This is a genomic window from Streptomyces olivochromogenes (assembly GCF_001514115.1).
Classification (GTDB): domain Bacteria; phylum Actinomycetota; class Actinomycetes; order Streptomycetales; family Streptomycetaceae; genus Streptomyces; species Streptomyces olivochromogenes.
On record NZ_KQ948467.1, the window covers coordinates 253088 to 270587 of the forward strand.

At 68.3% G+C, this 17500-nt stretch carries 14 protein-coding genes and 3 pseudogenes; 12 read left to right on the forward strand and 5 right to left on the reverse strand.

Annotated elements, in window-relative coordinates:
* Nucleotides 1–34: 34 nt before the first annotated feature.
* Nucleotides 35–670 carry a TetR/AcrR family transcriptional regulator gene (locus tag AQJ27_RS36715; protein WP_067378441.1) on the reverse strand — a complete coding sequence of 212 codons (636 nt, stop codon included), beginning with the start codon at nt 668–670 and terminating at the stop codon, nt 35–37.
* 137 nt (nt 671–807) lie between these two features.
* Between AQJ27_RS36715 and AQJ27_RS36720 the strand changes: the two genes are divergently transcribed.
* The 7 genes and pseudogenes from AQJ27_RS36720 (at nt 808) to AQJ27_RS55810 (ending at nt 8445) form a co-directional block, all read left to right on the forward strand.
* Nucleotides 808–1953, forward strand: coding sequence for a VOC family protein (locus AQJ27_RS36720; protein WP_067378571.1), 1146 nt, complete (start codon nt 808–810; stop codon nt 1951–1953).
* Nucleotides 1950–2888 carry a fumarylacetoacetate hydrolase family protein gene (locus AQJ27_RS36725; protein WP_067378444.1) on the forward strand — a complete coding sequence of 313 codons (939 nt, stop codon included), beginning with the start codon at nt 1950–1952 and terminating at the stop codon, nt 2886–2888. The genes AQJ27_RS36720 and AQJ27_RS36725 overlap by 4 nt, the downstream gene beginning before the upstream one ends.
* Nucleotides 2885–4507, forward strand: a complete 1623-nt coding sequence (gene mhpA / locus AQJ27_RS36730; RefSeq protein WP_067378447.1) for a bifunctional 3-(3-hydroxy-phenyl)propionate/3-hydroxycinnamic acid hydroxylase MhpA — start codon at nt 2885–2887, stop codon at nt 4505–4507. Before AQJ27_RS36725 ends, mhpA begins: the two co-directional genes overlap by 4 nt.
* Nucleotides 4508–4523: 16 nt before the next feature.
* Entirely contained in the window at nt 4524–6542 is a 2019-nt protein-coding gene (locus AQJ27_RS36735) for an acetoacetate--CoA ligase (RefSeq protein WP_067378450.1), read from the forward strand.
* A gap of 150 nt (nt 6543–6692) precedes the next feature.
* Nucleotides 6693–7310, forward strand: coding sequence for a malonic semialdehyde reductase (locus AQJ27_RS36740; RefSeq protein ID WP_067378452.1), 618 nt, complete (start codon nt 6693–6695; stop codon nt 7308–7310).
* Between the two features lie 214 nt (nt 7311–7524).
* A pseudogene (locus AQJ27_RS60260) lies at nt 7525–7626 on the forward strand (SsgA family sporulation/cell division regulator); the annotation flags it as partial.
* 114 nt (nt 7627–7740) lie between these two features.
* Nucleotides 7741–8445, forward strand: coding sequence for a hypothetical protein (locus AQJ27_RS55810; protein WP_235613980.1), 705 nt, complete (start codon nt 7741–7743; stop codon nt 8443–8445).
* 430 nt (nt 8446–8875) lie between these two features.
* Here the strand turns inward: AQJ27_RS55810 and AQJ27_RS36750 are convergent, their stop codons facing one another.
* On the reverse strand, nt 8876–9064 hold the full coding sequence (locus AQJ27_RS36750; RefSeq protein ID WP_067378455.1) for a hypothetical protein: 189 nt from the start codon (nt 9062–9064) through the stop codon (nt 8876–8878).
* 170 nt (nt 9065–9234) lie between these two features.
* Between AQJ27_RS36750 and AQJ27_RS55815 the strand changes: the two genes are divergently transcribed.
* The 3 genes and pseudogenes from AQJ27_RS55815 (at nt 9235) to AQJ27_RS36755 (ending at nt 13549) form a co-directional block, all read left to right on the forward strand.
* Complete coding sequence (locus AQJ27_RS55815; protein WP_107120705.1) at nt 9235–10188, forward strand: helix-turn-helix domain-containing protein; 954 nt, start codon at nt 9235–9237, stop codon at nt 10186–10188.
* Nucleotides 10185–10328, forward strand: a pseudogene (locus AQJ27_RS55010) (IS5 family transposase); the annotation flags it as partial. The gene AQJ27_RS55815 and the pseudogene AQJ27_RS55010, both read left to right, overlap by 4 nt.
* 419 nt (nt 10329–10747) lie before the next feature.
* Nucleotides 10748–13549 (forward strand): SpoIIE family protein phosphatase, encoded by a 2802-nt coding sequence (locus AQJ27_RS36755; protein WP_167552137.1) that lies wholly within the window; start codon nt 10748–10750, stop codon nt 13547–13549.
* Nucleotides 13550–14366: 817 nt separating this feature from the next.
* Here the strand turns inward: AQJ27_RS36755 and AQJ27_RS59125 are convergent.
* From AQJ27_RS59125 to AQJ27_RS36765, 3 genes and pseudogenes are all read right to left on the reverse strand, one after another.
* Nucleotides 14367–15083, reverse strand: a complete 717-nt coding sequence (locus AQJ27_RS59125; RefSeq protein WP_244313880.1) for an alpha/beta fold hydrolase — start codon at nt 15081–15083, stop codon at nt 14367–14369.
* On the reverse strand, nt 15038–15214 hold the full coding sequence (locus AQJ27_RS59130; RefSeq protein WP_235613975.1) for a hypothetical protein: 177 nt from the start codon (nt 15212–15214) through the stop codon (nt 15038–15040). Before AQJ27_RS59130 ends, AQJ27_RS59125 begins: the two co-directional genes overlap by 46 nt.
* A gap of 64 nt (nt 15215–15278) precedes the next feature.
* Nucleotides 15279–16490, reverse strand: a pseudogene (locus AQJ27_RS36765) (IS701 family transposase).
* A gap of 244 nt (nt 16491–16734) precedes the next feature.
* On the opposite strand from AQJ27_RS36765, the gene AQJ27_RS36775 reads away from it, so the two are divergent.
* Both AQJ27_RS36775 and AQJ27_RS36780 read left to right on the forward strand, forming a co-directional pair.
* Complete coding sequence (locus AQJ27_RS36775) at nt 16735–17103, forward strand: hypothetical protein (RefSeq protein WP_235613978.1); 369 nt, start codon at nt 16735–16737, stop codon at nt 17101–17103.
* Between the two features lie 134 nt (nt 17104–17237).
* Nucleotides 17238–17500: LysE family translocator (locus AQJ27_RS36780; protein ID WP_159064473.1), on the forward strand; the 263-nt coding region annotated here is incomplete at its 3' end.

Genomic DNA, 17500 nt, shown 5'->3' on the forward strand with positions numbered 1-17500 from the left:
TGGTGGCCCGCGGCCTCAGTCGGCCGCATCTGGCTCAGCTGTGTCCGGGCAGCGGCCGCCGGGTCACCTGGTGGGCGTCCTCCGGAGGGACGCCGAGCATGCGCAGGACCATCTCGGCTAGGTCGGAGGCGGCGTCGTCCCCGTCGAGATCGGGGCGGGCCAGCCGAAGTGCCACGAGGGACATCAGGGTGCCGCCCAAGGCGGACAGGGCGGTGGTCGCGTTGCGGCAGGTGAAGCGGCCCGAGGCGATGCCGTTCTCCAGGTCGCGCAGGGCTCGCGGGGCGAGGCCCCGGTCGGAGTGGATGTAGGCCAGACCGCGGTCACGCAGGATCCGCATGAGTTCAGGGTGGGAGTCGGCCATTCGGGCGGTGAGCCGGAAGCCCGCGGCGACGAGTTCGGCCGGGTCGTCGATTCCTTCTACGCGCTCGTCTATGACCTGCCCGAACTCGTCCAGGGCATCTGTCACCGCGGCGTCGAACAGCTCCGTCTTGGACTCGAAGTGGTTGTAGAAGGAGCCGAAACCGACGTCCGCGCGCTCGGCGATGGCCTGGATGCTGGCGCTGGTGTCCCCGGTCTCCGCGAGGATCTGCCGGGCCGCGCGGACGAGCGCCTGGCGGGTCTCGGCGCGGCGTCGCTCGAAGCGGTTCTTGGGCGGGGCTGACGTCGGCATACGGCGAGTGTAACAACTGCATCGATGAGTCTGCCATTACTGATGAGGTTATCAATTATTTGGGTCCATCCTATTGACGATGGGTAACGGCAAAGTTGATGATTTCCTCATTACAGCAGTGTTGCTTGGAGGACACCATGTCCCACACCCCCGTTAACAGGGCCGCTCCCCAGACGCCCCACCAAGACCTCCACAGTGAGGAGGGCGCCCTGCGCGGTGAGCATCCGGGACGGTCCCGGAATCCCCTGATCAAGGTGGCCGACCTGGCCTGGCTGGAGTTCGAGAAGCCCGACCTGGACCAGGCCGAGGTCTTCGCCCGTGACTTCGGCTTCGCGATCGCCGCCCGCACCGAGGGTGAGCTGTGGCTGCGCGGCACCTTCGCCGGCTCGCCCTGCATGGTGATCCGGCGTGGGCGTACGTCCCGGTTCATCGGGCCGGCGTTCCGCGCGGCCGAACGGGCCGACCTGGACCGGCTGGCCCGCGCCACCGGCAGTACCGTCCGGGACATCGGCGTACCGGGCGGTGGGCAGTCGGTCGCCCTGCTCGATCCCTCGGGCCTGCCGGTCCGGGTCGTGCACTGCGCCGAGCAGCTGCCCGCGTTGCCCGAGCAGGAGCCGCTGATCCTCAACTTCGGTACCGATCACCGTCGTACGAACGCCACCCAGCGTCCGCCCCGTGAGCCGTCCCGTATCCAGCGGCTGGGCCATGTGGTGCTGGAGACCCGGGTGTTCGCCCGCACTCTGGACTGGTACCTGGACACCCTCGGGATGATCGTGTCCGACTTCCTGTTCCTGGACGGGCAGCGCGGGCGTGGGCCGACGATGGCGTTCATCCGGTGCGACCAGGGGGGCGTGGCCGTCGATCACCACACGCTGGCCCTGCACCTGGGGCCAGGAACCGGCTACGTCCACTCGGCCTACCAGGTCACCGACCTCGACGCGATCGCCGCCGGCGGGGAGTACCTGACCGAGCGCGGTTACCAGCGCAGCTGGGGCATCGGCCGGCACATCCAGGGCAGCCAGCTGTTCGACTACTGGCGCGACCCCGACCACTTCATGCTGGAGCACTTCGCCGACGGCGACCTCTTCTCCTGCGACCTGGAGCCCGGCTGGGCACCGATGTCGGCGAGCGGCCTGGCCCAGTGGGGACCGCCGGCCACCCGCGACTTCCTGGGCGCCAGCCCTTCCCCCGCCAAGCTGCGCGAGGTCATGACGGCCCTGCGTGGCGACAACGAACTCGACCCCGCACGCCTGCTGGGCCTGATGAAAGCGATGAGCTCATGAGCACCAACGTTCTGCGTACCACCGACGGCTGGTGGGTCGTCCGGGACGAACGCGCCGTCCGCGTCGAGACCAAGGCCGTCACCACCGCCGAACTGCTCGCCGACCGCGACGCGGTCCGCGAGGCCGCCGCCTCCGCCGAGAGCGGGACGCCCGTCGCCGACCTGGTGGCGCTGCCTCCGGTCACCACCCCGTGCCGGGTGGTCGCCCAGATGGTCAACTACCGCAGCCATGCCAAGGATTCGGGCTTCACCGGCGACATCCCGCCCACCTTCTTCCGCAAGGCGTCCGGCTCGGTCAGCGGCCCCCATGACACGATCATCCGCCCCGGGCACGTGAACTTCCTCGACTACGAAGTGGAACTCGGCCTCGTCATGGGCGCGACCCTGCCCGTGGGCACCGTCGTCGAGGAGCAGGACCTGCCGCGCTACGTCGCCGGCCTCGTCCTGACCAACGACGTCAGCGCCCGCGACGTCCAGCTGACCAAGACCCAGTTCTACGAGAGCAAGTCCTATCCGACCTTCACGCCGACGGGTCCGTACCTGGCCCTGCTGGAGCCCGAGGACTTCACCCATCTGCTGAACCTGCGGTTGCAGCTGTCGGTCAACGGCGTGTCACGCCAGGACCGCACGCTGGCCGACATGATCGTGCGGCCCGCGCAGGCGCTCACCCTGCTCGCCCGCTTCCAGACCCTCGCCCCGGGCGACCTGCTGCTGACCGGCACTCCCGGCGGCACGGCCCTGAAGGCCCCGCCCAAGGCGGCCGAGAAGATCGCTGCGCTGCTACCGCCCGCACTGAAGTGGAAGGCGTTCTTCAAGGGCCAGGCCAAGAACCCCAAGTACCTGCGCAACGGTGACCTCGTCACCGCCACGATCGCCACCCCGGACGGGCGGATCGACCTCGGCGAGCAGCGGACCCCCATTGCGGACGCATCATGAAAGCCGCATCCAGGAGACCGGTGGTGATCATCGGTGCGGGACCCGTCGGGGTCATGGCCGCCCTGCTGCTCGCCCGGCACGGAGTGCGCAGCTTGGTCCTCGAACGTCACCGGGACATCTACCCCCTGCCGCGTGCCGTCGTCGTGGACGACGAGATCCGCCGGATCCTGCAGAGCGCCGGTGTCCACGAGGATTTCGCCTCCCTCGCCCGCCCGGCGCCCGGACTGCGGCTGCTGGACGCCGGGCGCCGCGTGATCGCCGAATTCCCGCGGTCCATGCACGGACACCACGGCTTCCCGCAGACCAGCATGTTCGACCAGCCCGAGCTGGAACGCCTGCTGCGTGACGCCCTGGCGCGCCGCCCGGAGTGCGAGCTGTGGAGCGGGGTGGAGGTCGTGTCCGTCACCCAGTCCCTCGCACGGGACACCGACGGACCGAACGATCCGACGGGTCCGGTCCGGGTCACCCTTCGTCGCGACGGCAGCGACGAGGACGAGCACCTGTGGGCCGATGCCGTCCTCGGCTGCGACGGTGCGGGCAGTCTCACCCGTGACGCCATCGGCGCCCTGTGGGAGGACCTGCACTTCGAGGAGAGCTGGCGGGTCATCGACGTGCGCACCAGCCGCCCTGTGCGCACCTGGGAAGGCGCGGAGCAGATCTGCTCTCCCACCCAGCCGGCCACCTTCATGCGCGTCAGCGAGGACCGCTACCGCTGGGAGTTCAGGCTGGCCGACGACCAGAACCTGGACGGCCCGGACGGATGGGAGCGCCTGCGCGAGCTGGTCGCCCCCTGGGTGGATCTGCCGCCCGACGCCTCGCCGGGCAACGACTTCGAGGTAGTGCGGCAGGCGCAGTACACCTTCCGGGCCCGCCTCGCCGACCGGTGGCGCAAGGGGCGCGTCTTCCTGCTGGGCGACGCCGCCCATCTCACCCCGCCCTTCGTCGGGCAGGGACTGTGCGCGGGCCTGCGCGACGCCCAAAACCTCACCTGGAAGCTCGCCCAGGTGCTCCAACGGGGCGCACACGAGGGGCTGCTGGACACCTACGAACGCGAGCGCAAGCCGCACGCCCGCCATGTGATCCGCGTGGCGGTCGCCGTCGGCTGGGCCATGACCGGCGGACAGGACCGCGGTGCGGCGTTCCGCCGGGCCGTCGTGGGCACGGCCTGTCGCATCCCCGGTGTGACCGCGGCGGTGGGCCGTGACCTCAGTCCCGCCCTGACCGCCGGTCCACTCGTACGGCGCCGCCCCAGGCTGACCGGCCGCGTGCTGGCCGGCACCTTCTGCCCGCAGCCTTGGGTACGGCACGAGGGCAGGCGAGTGCGCCTCGACGACGTCCTCGGGGACTCCTTCGCCGTCCTGACCGCTGTGCGGCCCACGGCGCAGATGACGGCCGTGGCCACGGCACTCGGTGTCCCGACGATCCGCGTCGACGATCTGGGCGACGACGGCACCCTGGCCGGCTGGCTGGGCCGCGGTCGTGCCGACGCCGTCCTGCTGCGCCCCGACCGCGTCGTGATGGACACCGTCCCGGCCGGCACCGACGACTTCACGGACACCGTCGCCTGGGCCCCGCTGCTGCACACGGCCCGCCATACCGCCGACGCCCGGCCCGCCTGACGAGGAGCTCCAGACCATGACCACCCCGCACCCTGAGCCGTATGCGGAACCCTTCTTCACTCCCGACCCGAAGTCGGCCGCTCACAGCCGCATCGCGGACTTCGCCCGATGGGCGGCCCGGCACCGGGGCGCCGAGGGGATCCAGGACCCCACGGACTACCGAGCCCTGTACCAGTGGTCCGTCACCGACCTCGAAGGGTTCTGGGCCGCGGTGTGGGAGTACTTCGACATCGACGCGACGACTGAGTACGAGCGGGTGCTGGCCGAGGAGACCATGCCCGGCGCCCGCTGGTTTCCCGGCGCCAGCATCAACTACGCCCATCACGCGCTGCGCAACCTGCAGCCCGATGCTCCGGCGATCACCGCCCTGGACGAGACCGGGGCCGGCTATGAGATCACGGGCCGGGAGCTGCGCGCCCGGGTCGCCTCCGTCGCTGCCAGCCTGCGCGACCTGGGCGTCGGACAGGGCGACCGGGTGGTGGGCTATCTGCCCAACACCCCCCACGCCGTCATCGCCTTCCTCGCCACCGCAAGCCTGGGCGCGGTGTGGTCGGTGTGCGGCCAGGACTATGCACCCAAGGCCGCCGCCGACCGCTTCGCCCAGCTCGAACCCACGGTGCTCATCACCGCTGACGGCTACCTCTTCAACGGCGCCACCCACGACCGCCGCGCCGCCTCGCTCGAACTCGCCGCCGCCCTGCCGACGCTGAAGGCCACGGTGCTTGTGGACCACGTGGGCCTTGCGTGGCCCGAGGGCGGGGACTCGGGGCTGACGGTTCCCTGGCAGGACGCGGTCAGCCGCGTCGAGTACCTCACCATCGCCCCGGTGCCGTTCGACCACCCCCTGTGGGTCGTCTTCTCCTCCGGCACCACCGGACTGCCCAAGGGCATCGTCCACGGGCACGGCGGCGTCCTGCTCGAACACCTCAAGATGCTCGGCCTGCACACCGATCTGGGCACCGGGGACCGTCTGCTGTGGTTCACCACCACCCACTGGATGATGTGGAACCTGGTCGTCTCCACCCTGCTGACCGGTGCCACGACCTGCACCTACGACGGCAGCCCGGTACCGCAGGCGCGTCCGGACGTCCTGTGGGAGCTGGCGGCCCGTCACAAGGTCACCGTCTTCGGCACCAGTCCTCAGTACCTGCTGACCATGGCCAAGCTGGGCATCGAACCCTCCGTGCACGACCTGTCGGCCATCCGCGTCGTCGGCTGCACCGGCTCCGCGCTGCCCGCCTCCGCCTACCCCTGGGTCCGCGACCACGTGGGCGCCGGTGTCCAGCTGGCCTCCACCAGCGGCGGCACGGACATCGTCTCCGGCTTCGCCGGCAGCGCCTCCACGACCCCCGTCTGGGCGGGGCAGCTGTCCGCCCCCAGCCTCGGCGTGGCCCTGGCCGCCTACGACGCGACGGGCACCCCTGTCCTCGACCAGGTCGGCGAACTGGTCGTCACCCGGCCCATGCCGTCCATGCCGCTGTACTTCTGGAACGACCCCGACGGCAGCCGCTACCGCGACGCCTACTTCGGCGCCTTCCCCGGTGTGTGGCGGCACGGCGACTGGATCACACTCACCTCGCACGGCTCGGTGATCGTCCACGGCCGCTCCGACGCCACCCTCAACCGCAACGGCGTGCGCTTGGGCAGTGCCGACATCCATGACGTCGTCGAACGCCTCCCCGAGATCACCGAGGCTCTCGTCATCGGTGCGGAGGAACCCGACGGCGGCTACTGGATGCCGCTTTTCGTGGTCCTCGCCGACGGGGTGGCCCTGGACGACTCCCTGCGCGTCCGGATTCGCGACGCGATCCGCACCGGCGCCTCACCCCGCCACGTCCCCGACGAGATCCTCGCCGTACGGGCCCTGCCGCACACGAAGACCGGCAAGAAGCTCGAGGTTCCCGTCAAGCGCCTGCTCCAGGGTGCCCCCGCCGAGCAGGTCCTGAACCCGGAGGCGGTCGACAACCCCGACCTGATCGCCTACTTCGCCCGCCTGGGCGCGGAGCGGAACAAGCGGTCAGCACACGACACATGATGTCGGCCAGGGGACCACATGCCCACGTGACAGCACTGGGTCCTTGTGCGCCCTGCCCGGCTCCGTAAACCCCGTCCCCAGGGGGTGGTGCCGGGGCGGTCGACCCGCCCCGGCACCACACATAACCGACGTAAGAGAGAAATGATGAGCATGACCGACCGCGAACCGCAGGCCCTCGATGTCCTCGACGACGCCGGACGAAAGGTGCTGTTCACCGAGGCCCGCACCGCGAACACCTTCGCCGAGGTGGCCGTTGCCGACGACGAACTCGCCATGATCTGGGAACTCGCCCGCTGGTCGCCGAGCGCCGCCAACGGCCAGCCTCTGCGCGCGCTCTTCGTGCGCACCCGCGAGGGCAAGGAGCGACTGGTCCGGCATCTCGACGAGGGCAACAGGGCCAAGACACTCCGTGCCCCGGCCGTGGCGGTCCTGGCGTACGACCTCGACTTCCACGAGCAGATGCCGACCGTCTTCCCGGCCCGCGGGGACTTGCTGCGAGCGGCGTTCGCCGACCAGATCGACGCGCGCGAGAGCATCGCGGCCTACAACTCGGCACTGCAGACCGGGGTCTTCCTGCTCGCGGTCCGCGCGGCGGGGTTCGCGGCCGGTCCCATGGCGGGCTTCGACAAGGCGGGTGTGGACGGGGAGTTCTTCGCCGGCACCAGCTGGCGCTCGCAACTGGTGGTCAACATCGGTCACCCCGGTGCCGACCCGTGGTTCCCGCGGCTGCCCCGTGTGCCCGTCGAGGACGCCGTCGCCTATGCCTGAGGGCATTGCCGCCGTTTGGTAGGTGAGAGGCGTCATACCGTGGGCGCCGGTGCTCTTCCGAGTACCGGCGCCCACCTTTTGCCGAGGTGGCTGTGAAGGATTCGGTCCAGTTCGCCAGCCGGAGTGTCGCCTTGGTCGGGTTCCGGCGCCGCGTCGCCGCCATCACGAGTGACGTATTACTGCAAAAGAGTTCCGTACGGTGTATGGAACCTCGGTGTGTCACCGCGCATTCACCGTTGTCGGCAGCGACGATACGGTGGAATGGGTCATTGGACGAGATCTTCTGGCCGATGGGCTGGAGGGCCCCGCCGGTGAGGGGGACATAGCCTCGACGCGGGGAATGTTCCGCACCGAGAGGCTGGGCCGCTCAAGGGTCCCGGTCCATCGAGCTCTGTTCGCGCGCGCACCCTGGGGCTGGCACACTGAATTCGTGCTTCCGTTGATGGCCGCTGCAGTTCAGGATGCGTTTCCATCGATTCCTGGTGCCGGCGTTGTGTCGGTTTGCGCGTTGATCTTTACCGTCGCGTCCTTCTGGTGGATCAACGCCAGGCAAGGGCACCTGAAGTCCTGGGAGCCTCACTCCTTTGCCGCGATTGTCCACTGCTCCATGGCTCGCCTGCGGCTTCCGCTCGTCCTTCACAACACCGGTGCCAAGCCGATAGTCGTGCAGGATCTCAGGTTGACCTTCCCCGATGAGCCTGCCTCCCATCTGCCACTCCTGTGGATGTCTTCACCGTCCCGTCTCCAACCCGGGCCAGGGGACGAGCCGAAGTTGCCAGCTGGATTCGCCGTGGCCGGCAGAGAAGCGAAGCAGCTCCTCATCGAGTTCGAGGCACCGTTTTCCGGATTCGTTGCGGAGCCCCGTGATTACAAGGTCCAGCTTCAGGTGCGGGTCGGCCACCGCAAAGGGTGGCGCTCCCTCCTGACGTTCACCTTGAGGGCCGCCAACATTATTGATCCCGACCGGTACACCGTCTACAGCAACGCACCTCTCGAACTGACAAAAGCGGACAGGCAGAAGGCAGACGCCGCACTCCTGGAGTTGCTGGACAAGCAAGAGGACCTCTCTGCTCCGGGCGAGAGGAAGCGGCGGGACTCGTCGAATGACGAGGGCGACACCGGCACGAATCTCTAGAGCGGGAAGACGGTCCAGGGCTTCGCCACGGCGAATGTGTCGATGCCCGGCCCGCTGCCGTCGGAGCCGGCCAGAGTGTGGTCGGGAAGAAGATGCTGCTGCGGCTAGTGGCGGTGGACCGTGACCCGGGCTGTCACCGAATCCATGTCGGTCAGCACGGTCTTGGACCGTTTCCCGTTCCGGGAGTTGCCGCCGTCCCTCATCCGGCTCTTGCCCTTCCTCGGTGAGTGCCGCGTTCGCTGGCCTTCGGGCCGCACGCGCCGCGGTCGACGACGGCCATGCCGCCCTCGACCACCGGCTGGAACGCTCACCGACGTCCCGACCCCGCCGGGGCGACACCTCGTCAGATCGGCGTTCCCGCCACCGCGACGCTGCTGCCCATCATCGACGTCCGACACGTTCCCCCACCCTCGGAGAACACTCGACGAATTCACTGAACGAAGAAATAGACCACGACGCCGGCCGCGACGGGCAGGCACAGGGCGACGCATGCCACGGAGAGACGCAGAGCGGCGGCCCAGCTGGCCATGGCCTTCTCGAGGATGTGGCTGACTTGCGTGACAGTGCCTGTCGGCGGCGTCGTCGTCGCGTGTGCTGCGCGGATCTTCTTCCTGGTCACCTGGGCTCCTCCTCAAGCGATGTTGACTGGTGAGCACAGGTTCCGCTTCCAGCCTGATCGGAAGCGACATGGACGGCCAGTATTGTGCGAAATCGTTCATTTCCCCAGGTCACTGAGGTGGTGCGGCTAGAGTTCCGAACGAAAGCGAATAGCCTGATCCGGAGGATCGCATGCCCGACCCGAGGCGGATCCACACCCGAGACGACCTGACCAGGCAACTGGCGGAGCTGTTCCATAACGGCGGATGGAGCATTCAGCGTCTGGCCGCCGAGTCCGGTCTCGGTCGGGCAACGGTCCACGGCGTGATCAACGGCACTACCGACCTGCCGCGATCGGGGACCTTGAAAGCGTTCACCGAGGCGTGCGGACAGAAGCCAGAGCCTTGGCTTGAAGCACGGGCCCGGCTGCTTGCCGCCGACCGGCGGGCGAGGAATGGCGCCACCACGAACCAAATGAGAAACCGCCAAGCTCGTGATTTCTGGCGCCAGTTCGCCAAGCGTGATCTCACCGTGGTGGTCGGCCTGCATCAACTCAGCGGTTGGGAGCCGTCTGGCCTCATCGGAGTTGGCGACGCCTTTGCCCTGAGCGAGCTGCAACAGTACTTTGTCCACATCGGTGTGCCATCTCCCGTGATCGCCTATAGCGACCGGATGGACAGCACATCCAGGCGTAACCCCCTCATTTTGATTGGCGGACCGGACAGCAACAAGATCACGAACGAAGTGATACAGCGGCTGCCGTGCTCACTCCGCGTCGGGGGAGGCGCCACTCACGATGTCGCAATCCGTGACAGCCAGACGGGGCGAATCTACTCCCCAAGATCACTTCGTCGAGGCAGTGGCACTGACTTCGGCGTCGTGATCAAAGCTGAGAACCCCTTCAACCCGCAAACTAGTGTGCTGATCATCGCAGGCAGCTTCGGCTACGGCAGCTGGGCTGGGGCAAGACTGGTCACGGAACCCGAAGGCCTGAAGCTGCACTTAGGGTCATCGCAAGCGTCGTTCGAATGCCTCTTTGCTACCGAAGTCGTGGACCGGAGCCCTCAGGCGACCGAAATCCTTCTAGTGCGAGCGCTGGCCAAGACGAAAAGGTCAGATTGGCTTGGCGGAGACGATTCCACATAACTCCTTGGAAGACGGTGTACGGATACTTCGCCGCCTGGCAGAAGGAAGGCATTTTCGACCGCCTCAACGGCCTGCCGCGTCGACTGGTGCGCGAGGCCGAAGGCCGGGATACCGAGCCGAGTGCCTGTGTGCTGGATGCGTTTCTCGGGGCCGCATGATCCATGAGGTGATCTTGCGAGGGCTGGGGATGTCGGCCCGCACCGCTTCGGCGGCGCCCGCCCGCAGGGCGGCGAGGTGTTTGCGGACGACTTGCCGGCCTGAGACGGGGCCGAGCTGTCGAGCAGTTCCTGGGCCCTGCCAGAGGGCCGCAGAGACTCTCGGCCTGACGTCTCATGGCTGGGTGCGGATGCGGGTGCGGAGGAGTTCGAAGGACGCCCGGCCATACATCGCCCTACCCATCGCAAGGCGCACCCCGGCCAGGCCGAGGCGGACTGAACGCCGCGCCAGGGGCATCTCCCTTGGCCCACCACTGTCGCCCCGAAGTGCCGAACTCAGTAATGCGGCGGCGCGACGGACGTGATCAGCGTCGGCTTGCCCGCAGCGGTGTTATCAAGGGTGTATGGAGGTATTTTCTGGGCGCCCTCGGAGCCCGGAACGTCATCCGCTCATCGGACGCTCCCGGCAACACCGGGCTTCCCGGTTGGACCTGCGCAGTACGGCCGGTCAGGTATTCCTTCTCCAGGTCGTCATCGTGGTCCTGCTGGTCGTGGCCGCGGTGGCGGCCATGGTGCTCCAGACGTCGCGTGACGCGCTGCAACGGGGACGTCGTGAGTCGGTCGTCGCGGCCCAGTCGTTCGCGAGTGCCCCTGGCACGGCCGAGGCGCTGCGGAGCCCTGATCCGACGGCGGTGCTCCAGCCGCGGGCCGAGGAGGTGCGGAAACGCACGGGCGTGGACTTCGTCGTCGCCATGAACACGCAGGGGATTCGTTACACGTATCCCTATCCGCGGGAGATCGGGAAGAAGTTCGTCGGCAACATCGCACCGGCGCTTCAGGGCCGTACCGTCGTCGAGCAGGCCGGCGGCCCGCCTCTGCCCGCGGGCAAAGGGACGGCCGTGCAGGCGGTGGTCCCGGTGACCGACTCGCGGGGCAAGGTGGTCGGCCTGGTCTCCGCCGGAATCACGGTCAAGAACGTGACGGCACTGTGGCTGCCCCAGCTGCCGATCATCCTGGGCAGTGGCGCGGCCGCGCTGGCGGTGTCCATGACGGGAACGACGCTGGTGGCCCGGCGGCTGCGTCGGCAGACACACGGCCTGGCCCCGGCAGAGCTGGCGCAGCTGTACGAGCACCACGACGCGGTCCTGCACGCGGTGCGGGAAGGAGTGCTGATCATCGGCAGCGACGGACGACTGCTGTTGGCCAACGACGAGACGAGGCGTCTGCTCGACCTGCCGGCGGACGCGCAGGGGCGCCCGGTGCGGGAGCTGGGACTGCCGGAGCCGATCACGCGTCTGCTGTCGTCGCCGGAGCCGGTCACCGATGAGGTGCATCTCGCAGGGGACCGATTGCTGGCCGTGAACAAGCGGCCAACGTACCCGCAGGCCGACCAGGGAGGCAGTGTGGTGACCCTGCGCGACACCACGGAGCTGGCGGTGGTCTCGGGGCGGGCCGAGGTCGCGCGGGAGCGACTGAAGCTGCTGTACGAGGCCGGGGTGGGGATTGGGACGACGCTGGACGTGGGGCGTACGGCGCAGGAGCTGGCCGACGTTGCGGCGCCGCAGTTCGCCGACCTGGTGACGGTGGACCTGCTCGACGCGGTACTGCGGGGGTGGGAGCCGACGGCGGAGGGGTGGCGGCACCTGCGTCGGGCGGCGATCGGCGGTGAGCAGCGGATGATCCCGGTGTATCCGCTGGGCGAAGTGATCACGTTCTCGCGCCGAACGCCGCAAATGCGGACGCTGCAGGAGCGACGGGTCTTGTTGGAGGCGGACCTGCGGCGGGCACACGGCTGGCGGGAGCAGGATCCGGAGCGCGCCCGGAAGGCCCTGGAGTGCGGGTTGCGTTCGCTGGTGACCGTACCGCTGCAGGCGCGGAACGTGCCGCTGGGTGTGGTGAACTTCTACCGGACAGTGGATTCCCCGGCGTTCCAGCCGGAGGATCTCTCCTTCGCGGAGGAACTGGCCGCGCGGGCGGCCCTGGCCATCGACAATGCCCGGAGGTTCACCCGGGAGCACGCGATGGCGGTGACGCTGCAGCGCAGTCTGTTGCCGCGGGCACAGCCGGATCAGGACGCACTGGAGGTGGCCTGGCGGTATCTGCCCGCGGAGGCGGGGGTGGGCGGGGACTGGTTCGACGTCATCCCGCTCTCGGGCGCTCGGGTGGCCCTGGTCATGGGCGACGTCGTCGGACACGGGCTGCACGCGGCGGCGACGATGGGTCGGCTGCGCACCGCGGTGCACAACTTCTCCACCCTGGACCTCCCCGTTGACGAGGTGCTCGGGAACCTGGATGACCTCGTCGTCCGCATGGACAACGAGGAGAACGCGGGCGACGCCGCGGAGGGCCACGAGGGGGAGGGGGTGACCGGAGCGACCTGTCTCTACGCGGTCTACGACCCGGTGGCGGGGGCCTGCACGATGGCCCGTGCGGGACACCCGGAACCGGTGTTGGTGTGTCCGGATGGGACGGTCACCTGTCCTGGCGTCCCGGCTTCGACGCCGCTCGGCGTGGGTGGCTACCCCTTCGAGACCGCCGAGTTCTCCTTGTCGGAGGGTTCACAACTGGTGCTGTACACCGACGGCCTGGTGGAGGACCGCACCCACGACATCGACGTCGGGATGGAGAGGCTGCGCCGGGCATTGGACGGTTCCGAGCGCCGCACTCCGGAGGAGACGTGTCAGGCGGTGATCGACGCGCTGAAGCCGTCGCACTCGTCCGACGACATCGCGCTGCTGGCGGCGCGTACGCGGATATTCCCGCCCTCGCGCGTGGCCGAGTGGGACGTGCCGTCGGACCCGGCGGCGGTTCCCTCGGTGCGGGCGCGGTGCAGGGAGACGTTGCGGGAGTGGGGACTGGAGGAGGCCGGATTCGCCACGGAACTGATCCTCAGCGAGCTGATCACGAACGCGATCCGGTACGGCTTGCCACCGGTCCGTGTGCGGCTGCTGCACGGACGTTGTCTGATCTGCGAGGTGTCGGACGGCAGCGGCACCTCGCCGCGCCTACGGCGGGCGGCGACCATGGACGAAGGCGGACGGGGGCTGTTTCTGGTGGCGCAGTTCGCCCAGCGATGGGGAACCCGGTACACGACTCGGGGCAAGGTCATCTGGACGGAACAGATTCTCCACGACGGCACATCCGCCGCCCCGAGCCAGACACTGGTCGATTTTCTTCTCGACCAGTTCGATGATTCCGACGCGTGAGCCCGCATGGCCCGGGAGCGCCGCGTCCTCCTGGGCGCTCAGGAACCGCCTCCGGTCCTGTGCTTGTGCAGTGGGCCCAGCGCCAGCCACCTGCTCGAACCTCACCAGAACCGCCACAACGCGTTCCACAGCCGGCTGAAGGAATTGGGGGCCCAAGCACGTCAGTGAGCGCGGGATGCCCGTCGGCTCGTAGGTCGCCGGATGGGCTTATGGGCCTATGGGCCGTGTCCGGGCCGTCCCTGCGCCGTCCGAGGCCGCTCGGCGGTGGCCGACAATGATCAATGACAACCGTTCAAGCAACCGTGCTCGTCCACGACCAGGGAAATCCCAGTTCCCCAAGATCCCCGACAAGTCCCAGCAGTTCCTGCAACTGCTCGAGGACGTCAACCCGCACGGGGAGATCTGGATCGTCACCGGCAACGTCGACGGGCAACCCGGTCCCGCGAATGCCGTCGCCGGCCCAGCTGCAGCACGCGAGCCACGCCGGTCCGCAAGGTCGTTGAACGCCCCTGAACTGCGCTTCGACGCGAACCCGCTCTCCAACATCGTCAAACTGACCGGAGCGACGACACGGTCCCGGTCATCACACCGAGCTGCTCCAGGTCATGGACGGCAGGTCCGCACAAGAGGTGCCGACGGGGCGGCCATGCCGAGGCAGACCTCGACCGGGCGGTCCCTGGCGGGCGTGTCTCGCGTCGTGATTCCCGCAGGGGATCGTTGGTTGATCCCCCGGCGGTACAGCGAAACCGGAGGGTGCTCGGCCTGTCCGTCCTCAGTTCCGGGGCCCAGGACACTCACAACTTGCCCCGGAACGAGGTCACATCACGGCGTCGGTCTGAAGCGGGCCCGCGGTGATGCGGAGTGCCCGGATGCGAATCGGCTCTTCCTGGTCGAGGTAGAAGATGTGCATGAACGGGGCTCGTACCACCTGGTCCGGTTCGCTCTTCCTGGCCATGGTCGCCTCGCCGCGCAGCAGGCGGACGCCGTCGCCCGCGGTCCAGAACTCCAGGACCTCGTGGGTGATGTTCAGCGGCGCGTCGATCTTGATGAAGAACTCCTTGATGGCCTCGACGCCATGGATGTGTGCGGTGCCGAAGAACATGTCGGTGTCTTCGGTCAGTGGCGCGAAGCCCTCACTGAACTCCAGGGTGTCGATGGCGTCCATGAACTTCAGGACCCAGCCGGGCACGGCCGTCGCTTGTGCGTTGTCTGTCATGGCGGTGGTCTCCTGATCAGGCTGCGGCGGCCAGGGCGGCCAGGGCGGCCAGGGCGGCGAGGTGGGCGGTGTGCTGGAGCACACGGAAGGTGCTTCCCTCGATGGCGTCGCCCATTTTCCGCACCACGTGTACGGGGAGGCGGTGCAGTTGATGCCGATCGCCGCCGTGGTCCGCTGGGGGTAGTAGGCCGGGAAGACCCCGGCGAGCATGCCGCCCCAACTGTTGCCCACCATGGCCTCGGACTTGCCGTGTCCGGGACTGTCGATGAGCGCTACGCGGTGGGTCGGGGTGAAGTGCTCGTACTCGTGCTGCCACATGGTGCCGTCATCAGGCTTGGCCAGCACATCATGGCGGGACCGTCGGGACGGCCGCCGACGCGCACGTTGATCAGACCCAGTGCGGTGGGGATCAGCTTCTCGGTGACTCCTTCGAGCCGGTTCGTGGTCATGATCAGTCCTCTCTGCGACCGAAGAAGCGCTTCAGTCACTAGTCCTCCAGTGTGACTTCGCGATCTAGGTGTCCAAGCGGCTGGTGAGCCGTCGTCGGTAGTGGGCGCGTCTGCCTGTGCCTGGAGGAGCCTGCGCCAGATTGACCAGGCCAGAAGGTGGTGCGGCGGTGCGGCCGGTGGTTTGAAGAGCGTGCCGATGAGGTGGCGGATCTCCGGGATGGTCAGGTCGAACGGGTCGCAGCTGTGGACTGGGCGGTCCGGGTCGGCGCTCCGGTCTGGCTTCGCGCCGGCGGCAACGGCGGTGAGGGAGGCCAGCGCGAGCATGGCAAGGGTGACGTGGCGGTGCCAGGAGGTCCAGTGGCGGACCTGGTAGTGGTCCAGGCCGACCTGGCCTTGTGCGGCGTGGAAGCACTCCTCGATGCACCACCTGGTCCCGGCGACGCGAATCGGCGCGACCAGGGCCACTTGGCCTGGTGACCAGCACCGGTAAAAGGCAAGTTCGCCGGTTGCGGGGTTGCGGCGGATCAGCAGTAGCCGGTTCTTGTCGGCTCCGGTCTGCACCCATGTCCAGTCGTAGGAGCGCGGGCCCTTCGTTCCGGCGTCGGCGCTCTGCCGGTGCCAGGTGTCCCGGGGCAGTGAGGCGGCCACGGTGGCGGCCTGGACCACCGTGCGGTTCTCGTTGATCCGCACCTTGGTGGTGCGGGCGACTGCCAGGACGTAGCCGACTCCGCGTGCCTCAAGGGCGGACCGAAGCTGTGGGTCCTGGCCGTAGACCTCGTCGCCGGTCACCCAGTTGGAGGAGCACCCGGCGTCCAGGGCCGCTTCGATCATCTACCAGGCCTGGCCAGGCCAGGGGGGCTTGGTGGCGAACTCGACCTTCTCGGGAATCCCAGAGCCCGAGCGGCGACCGGAATCCTGGCACCAGGTGCGTTCGGGGAGGTAGAGCCGACGGTCAATCAGGGCCTGGCCTCGCGAGGACGCGTAGGCGAGGAACACCCCGACCTGGGCATTATCGATCCGACCGGCGGCGGGGGTGTACTGCCGTTGCACGCCAGCCGAACGCAGGCCCTTGTTCAGGAACCCTGTCTCGTCCACGATCAACACGCCGTCCCCGCCGAGGTGGTCCAGCACGTAAGCGGACCTCGTCGCGCACTTCGTCGGCGTCCCAGCGTGCGCTTCGCAGCAGCCTCTGCATCGCACCGGGGCGGGCATGACCAGCCTCTTCGGCCAGCTGCCAGCAGTTCTTGCGATCGACGCCGGACAGCAGTCCGAGGATGAACGATCTTCAGAAGTCCCCACAACCCCTGATGATCACGCGTTGGCCGTTCTCATACTCACCTGGGCCCAGCGCAAAATCGCGAGGGCCGACCGGATGGGGATGGCGCGCTCTCGCCCGAGGCGGCTGATCCACTGTCAATCCCGTTGCGCGACCGAGCAGGTCACCCCTAGCGTGCAAGCGCATAGGAACCGTGCGCCAGATCAGCACGCCACACGAATGAGGAGCAACCGCCGTGGGAATCATGGTCTCGATCAGGGGTTGGCTGGAGTGTGACGACAGACAGCTGGCCCAGATCAAGGAGATCGTGGAAGCAGACGATCCGGAGCGCACCTACAGCGGGGGCTGGGCCTTCCCCGCTCGGCAGTACAACAGCGGCACGTGGGCCTTCTACGGGGGCAACATCCGCGCGGTGTCCCTCGACTGGTTCGAGGAGAGGTTGCGTCAGATCGCCCAGATCCCGGCCTCCTACCAGGACGACGAGTACGACGAGAGGCCCCGGGGGCTGTTTCTGGTCAGCCACGACGTCGACGGCATGAGCGAGTGGAGGGTCCACAGCGGCGGCCTGGTGATCGGCCGCCCGGATGGGGATTACCACTACCTCGACGCCTAGCTAGTGCCGCATCAAGCAACGTTGGCCCCTGCCTGCTGCTTCTCGTTGTGTGTAAGAGGTGGCAGTCAGCAACCGGTGTCTCGGTCCGTGGAATTGGGTCGACGTGTGACCGTGCAGTGATCAGCATGGCGGCCATGGTGGACACTTCCCTGTACGCGGCCTTCTTGGTCGCCGCATTCGCCCTGTGCCTCACTCCAGGACCCGACATGATGTTTGTTGTTGCCATGGGCGGACGCGGAGGGCCGACTACAGGCATGATGGCGGCTCTGGGGGTGGCATTCGGTGCCCTGGCGCATGCTGTTGCCGCCGCGCTGGGCCTCTCGGCGCTCTTCACGTCACTGCCGACGCTCTACCACGTCCTGCGCTGGATCGGTGCGGCCTATCTTCTCTACCTCGC

Coding starts and splice junctions, on each gene's coding strand:
- AQJ27_RS36715 (WP_067378441.1), bottom strand. CDS start 670: ATGCCGACGTCAGCCCCGCCCAAGAACCGCTTCGAGCGACGCCGCGCC.
- AQJ27_RS59130 (WP_235613975.1), bottom strand. CDS start 15,214: ATGACCACGAACCGGCTCGAAGGAGTCACCGAGAAGCTGATCCCCACC.
- mhpA (WP_067378447.1), top strand. CDS start 2,885: ATGAAAGCCGCATCCAGGAGACCGGTGGTGATCATCGGTGCGGGACCC.
- AQJ27_RS36775 (WP_235613978.1), top strand. CDS start 16,735: ATGGTCTCGATCAGGGGTTGGCTGGAGTGTGACGACAGACAGCTGGCC.
- AQJ27_RS36720 (WP_067378571.1), top strand. CDS start 808: ATGTCCCACACCCCCGTTAACAGGGCCGCTCCCCAGACGCCCCACCAA.
- AQJ27_RS59125 (WP_244313880.1), bottom strand. CDS start 15,083: ATGTGGCAGCACGAGTACGAGCACTTCACCCCGACCCACCGCGTAGCG.
- AQJ27_RS36740 (WP_067378452.1), top strand. CDS start 6,693: ATGACCGACCGCGAACCGCAGGCCCTCGATGTCCTCGACGACGCCGGA.
- AQJ27_RS36725 (WP_067378444.1), top strand. CDS start 1,950: ATGAGCACCAACGTTCTGCGTACCACCGACGGCTGGTGGGTCGTCCGG.
- AQJ27_RS55815 (WP_107120705.1), top strand. CDS start 9,235: ATGCCCGACCCGAGGCGGATCCACACCCGAGACGACCTGACCAGGCAA.
- AQJ27_RS36755 (WP_167552137.1), top strand. CDS start 10,748: ATGGAGGTATTTTCTGGGCGCCCTCGGAGCCCGGAACGTCATCCGCTC.
- AQJ27_RS36735 (WP_067378450.1), top strand. CDS start 4,524: ATGACCACCCCGCACCCTGAGCCGTATGCGGAACCCTTCTTCACTCCC.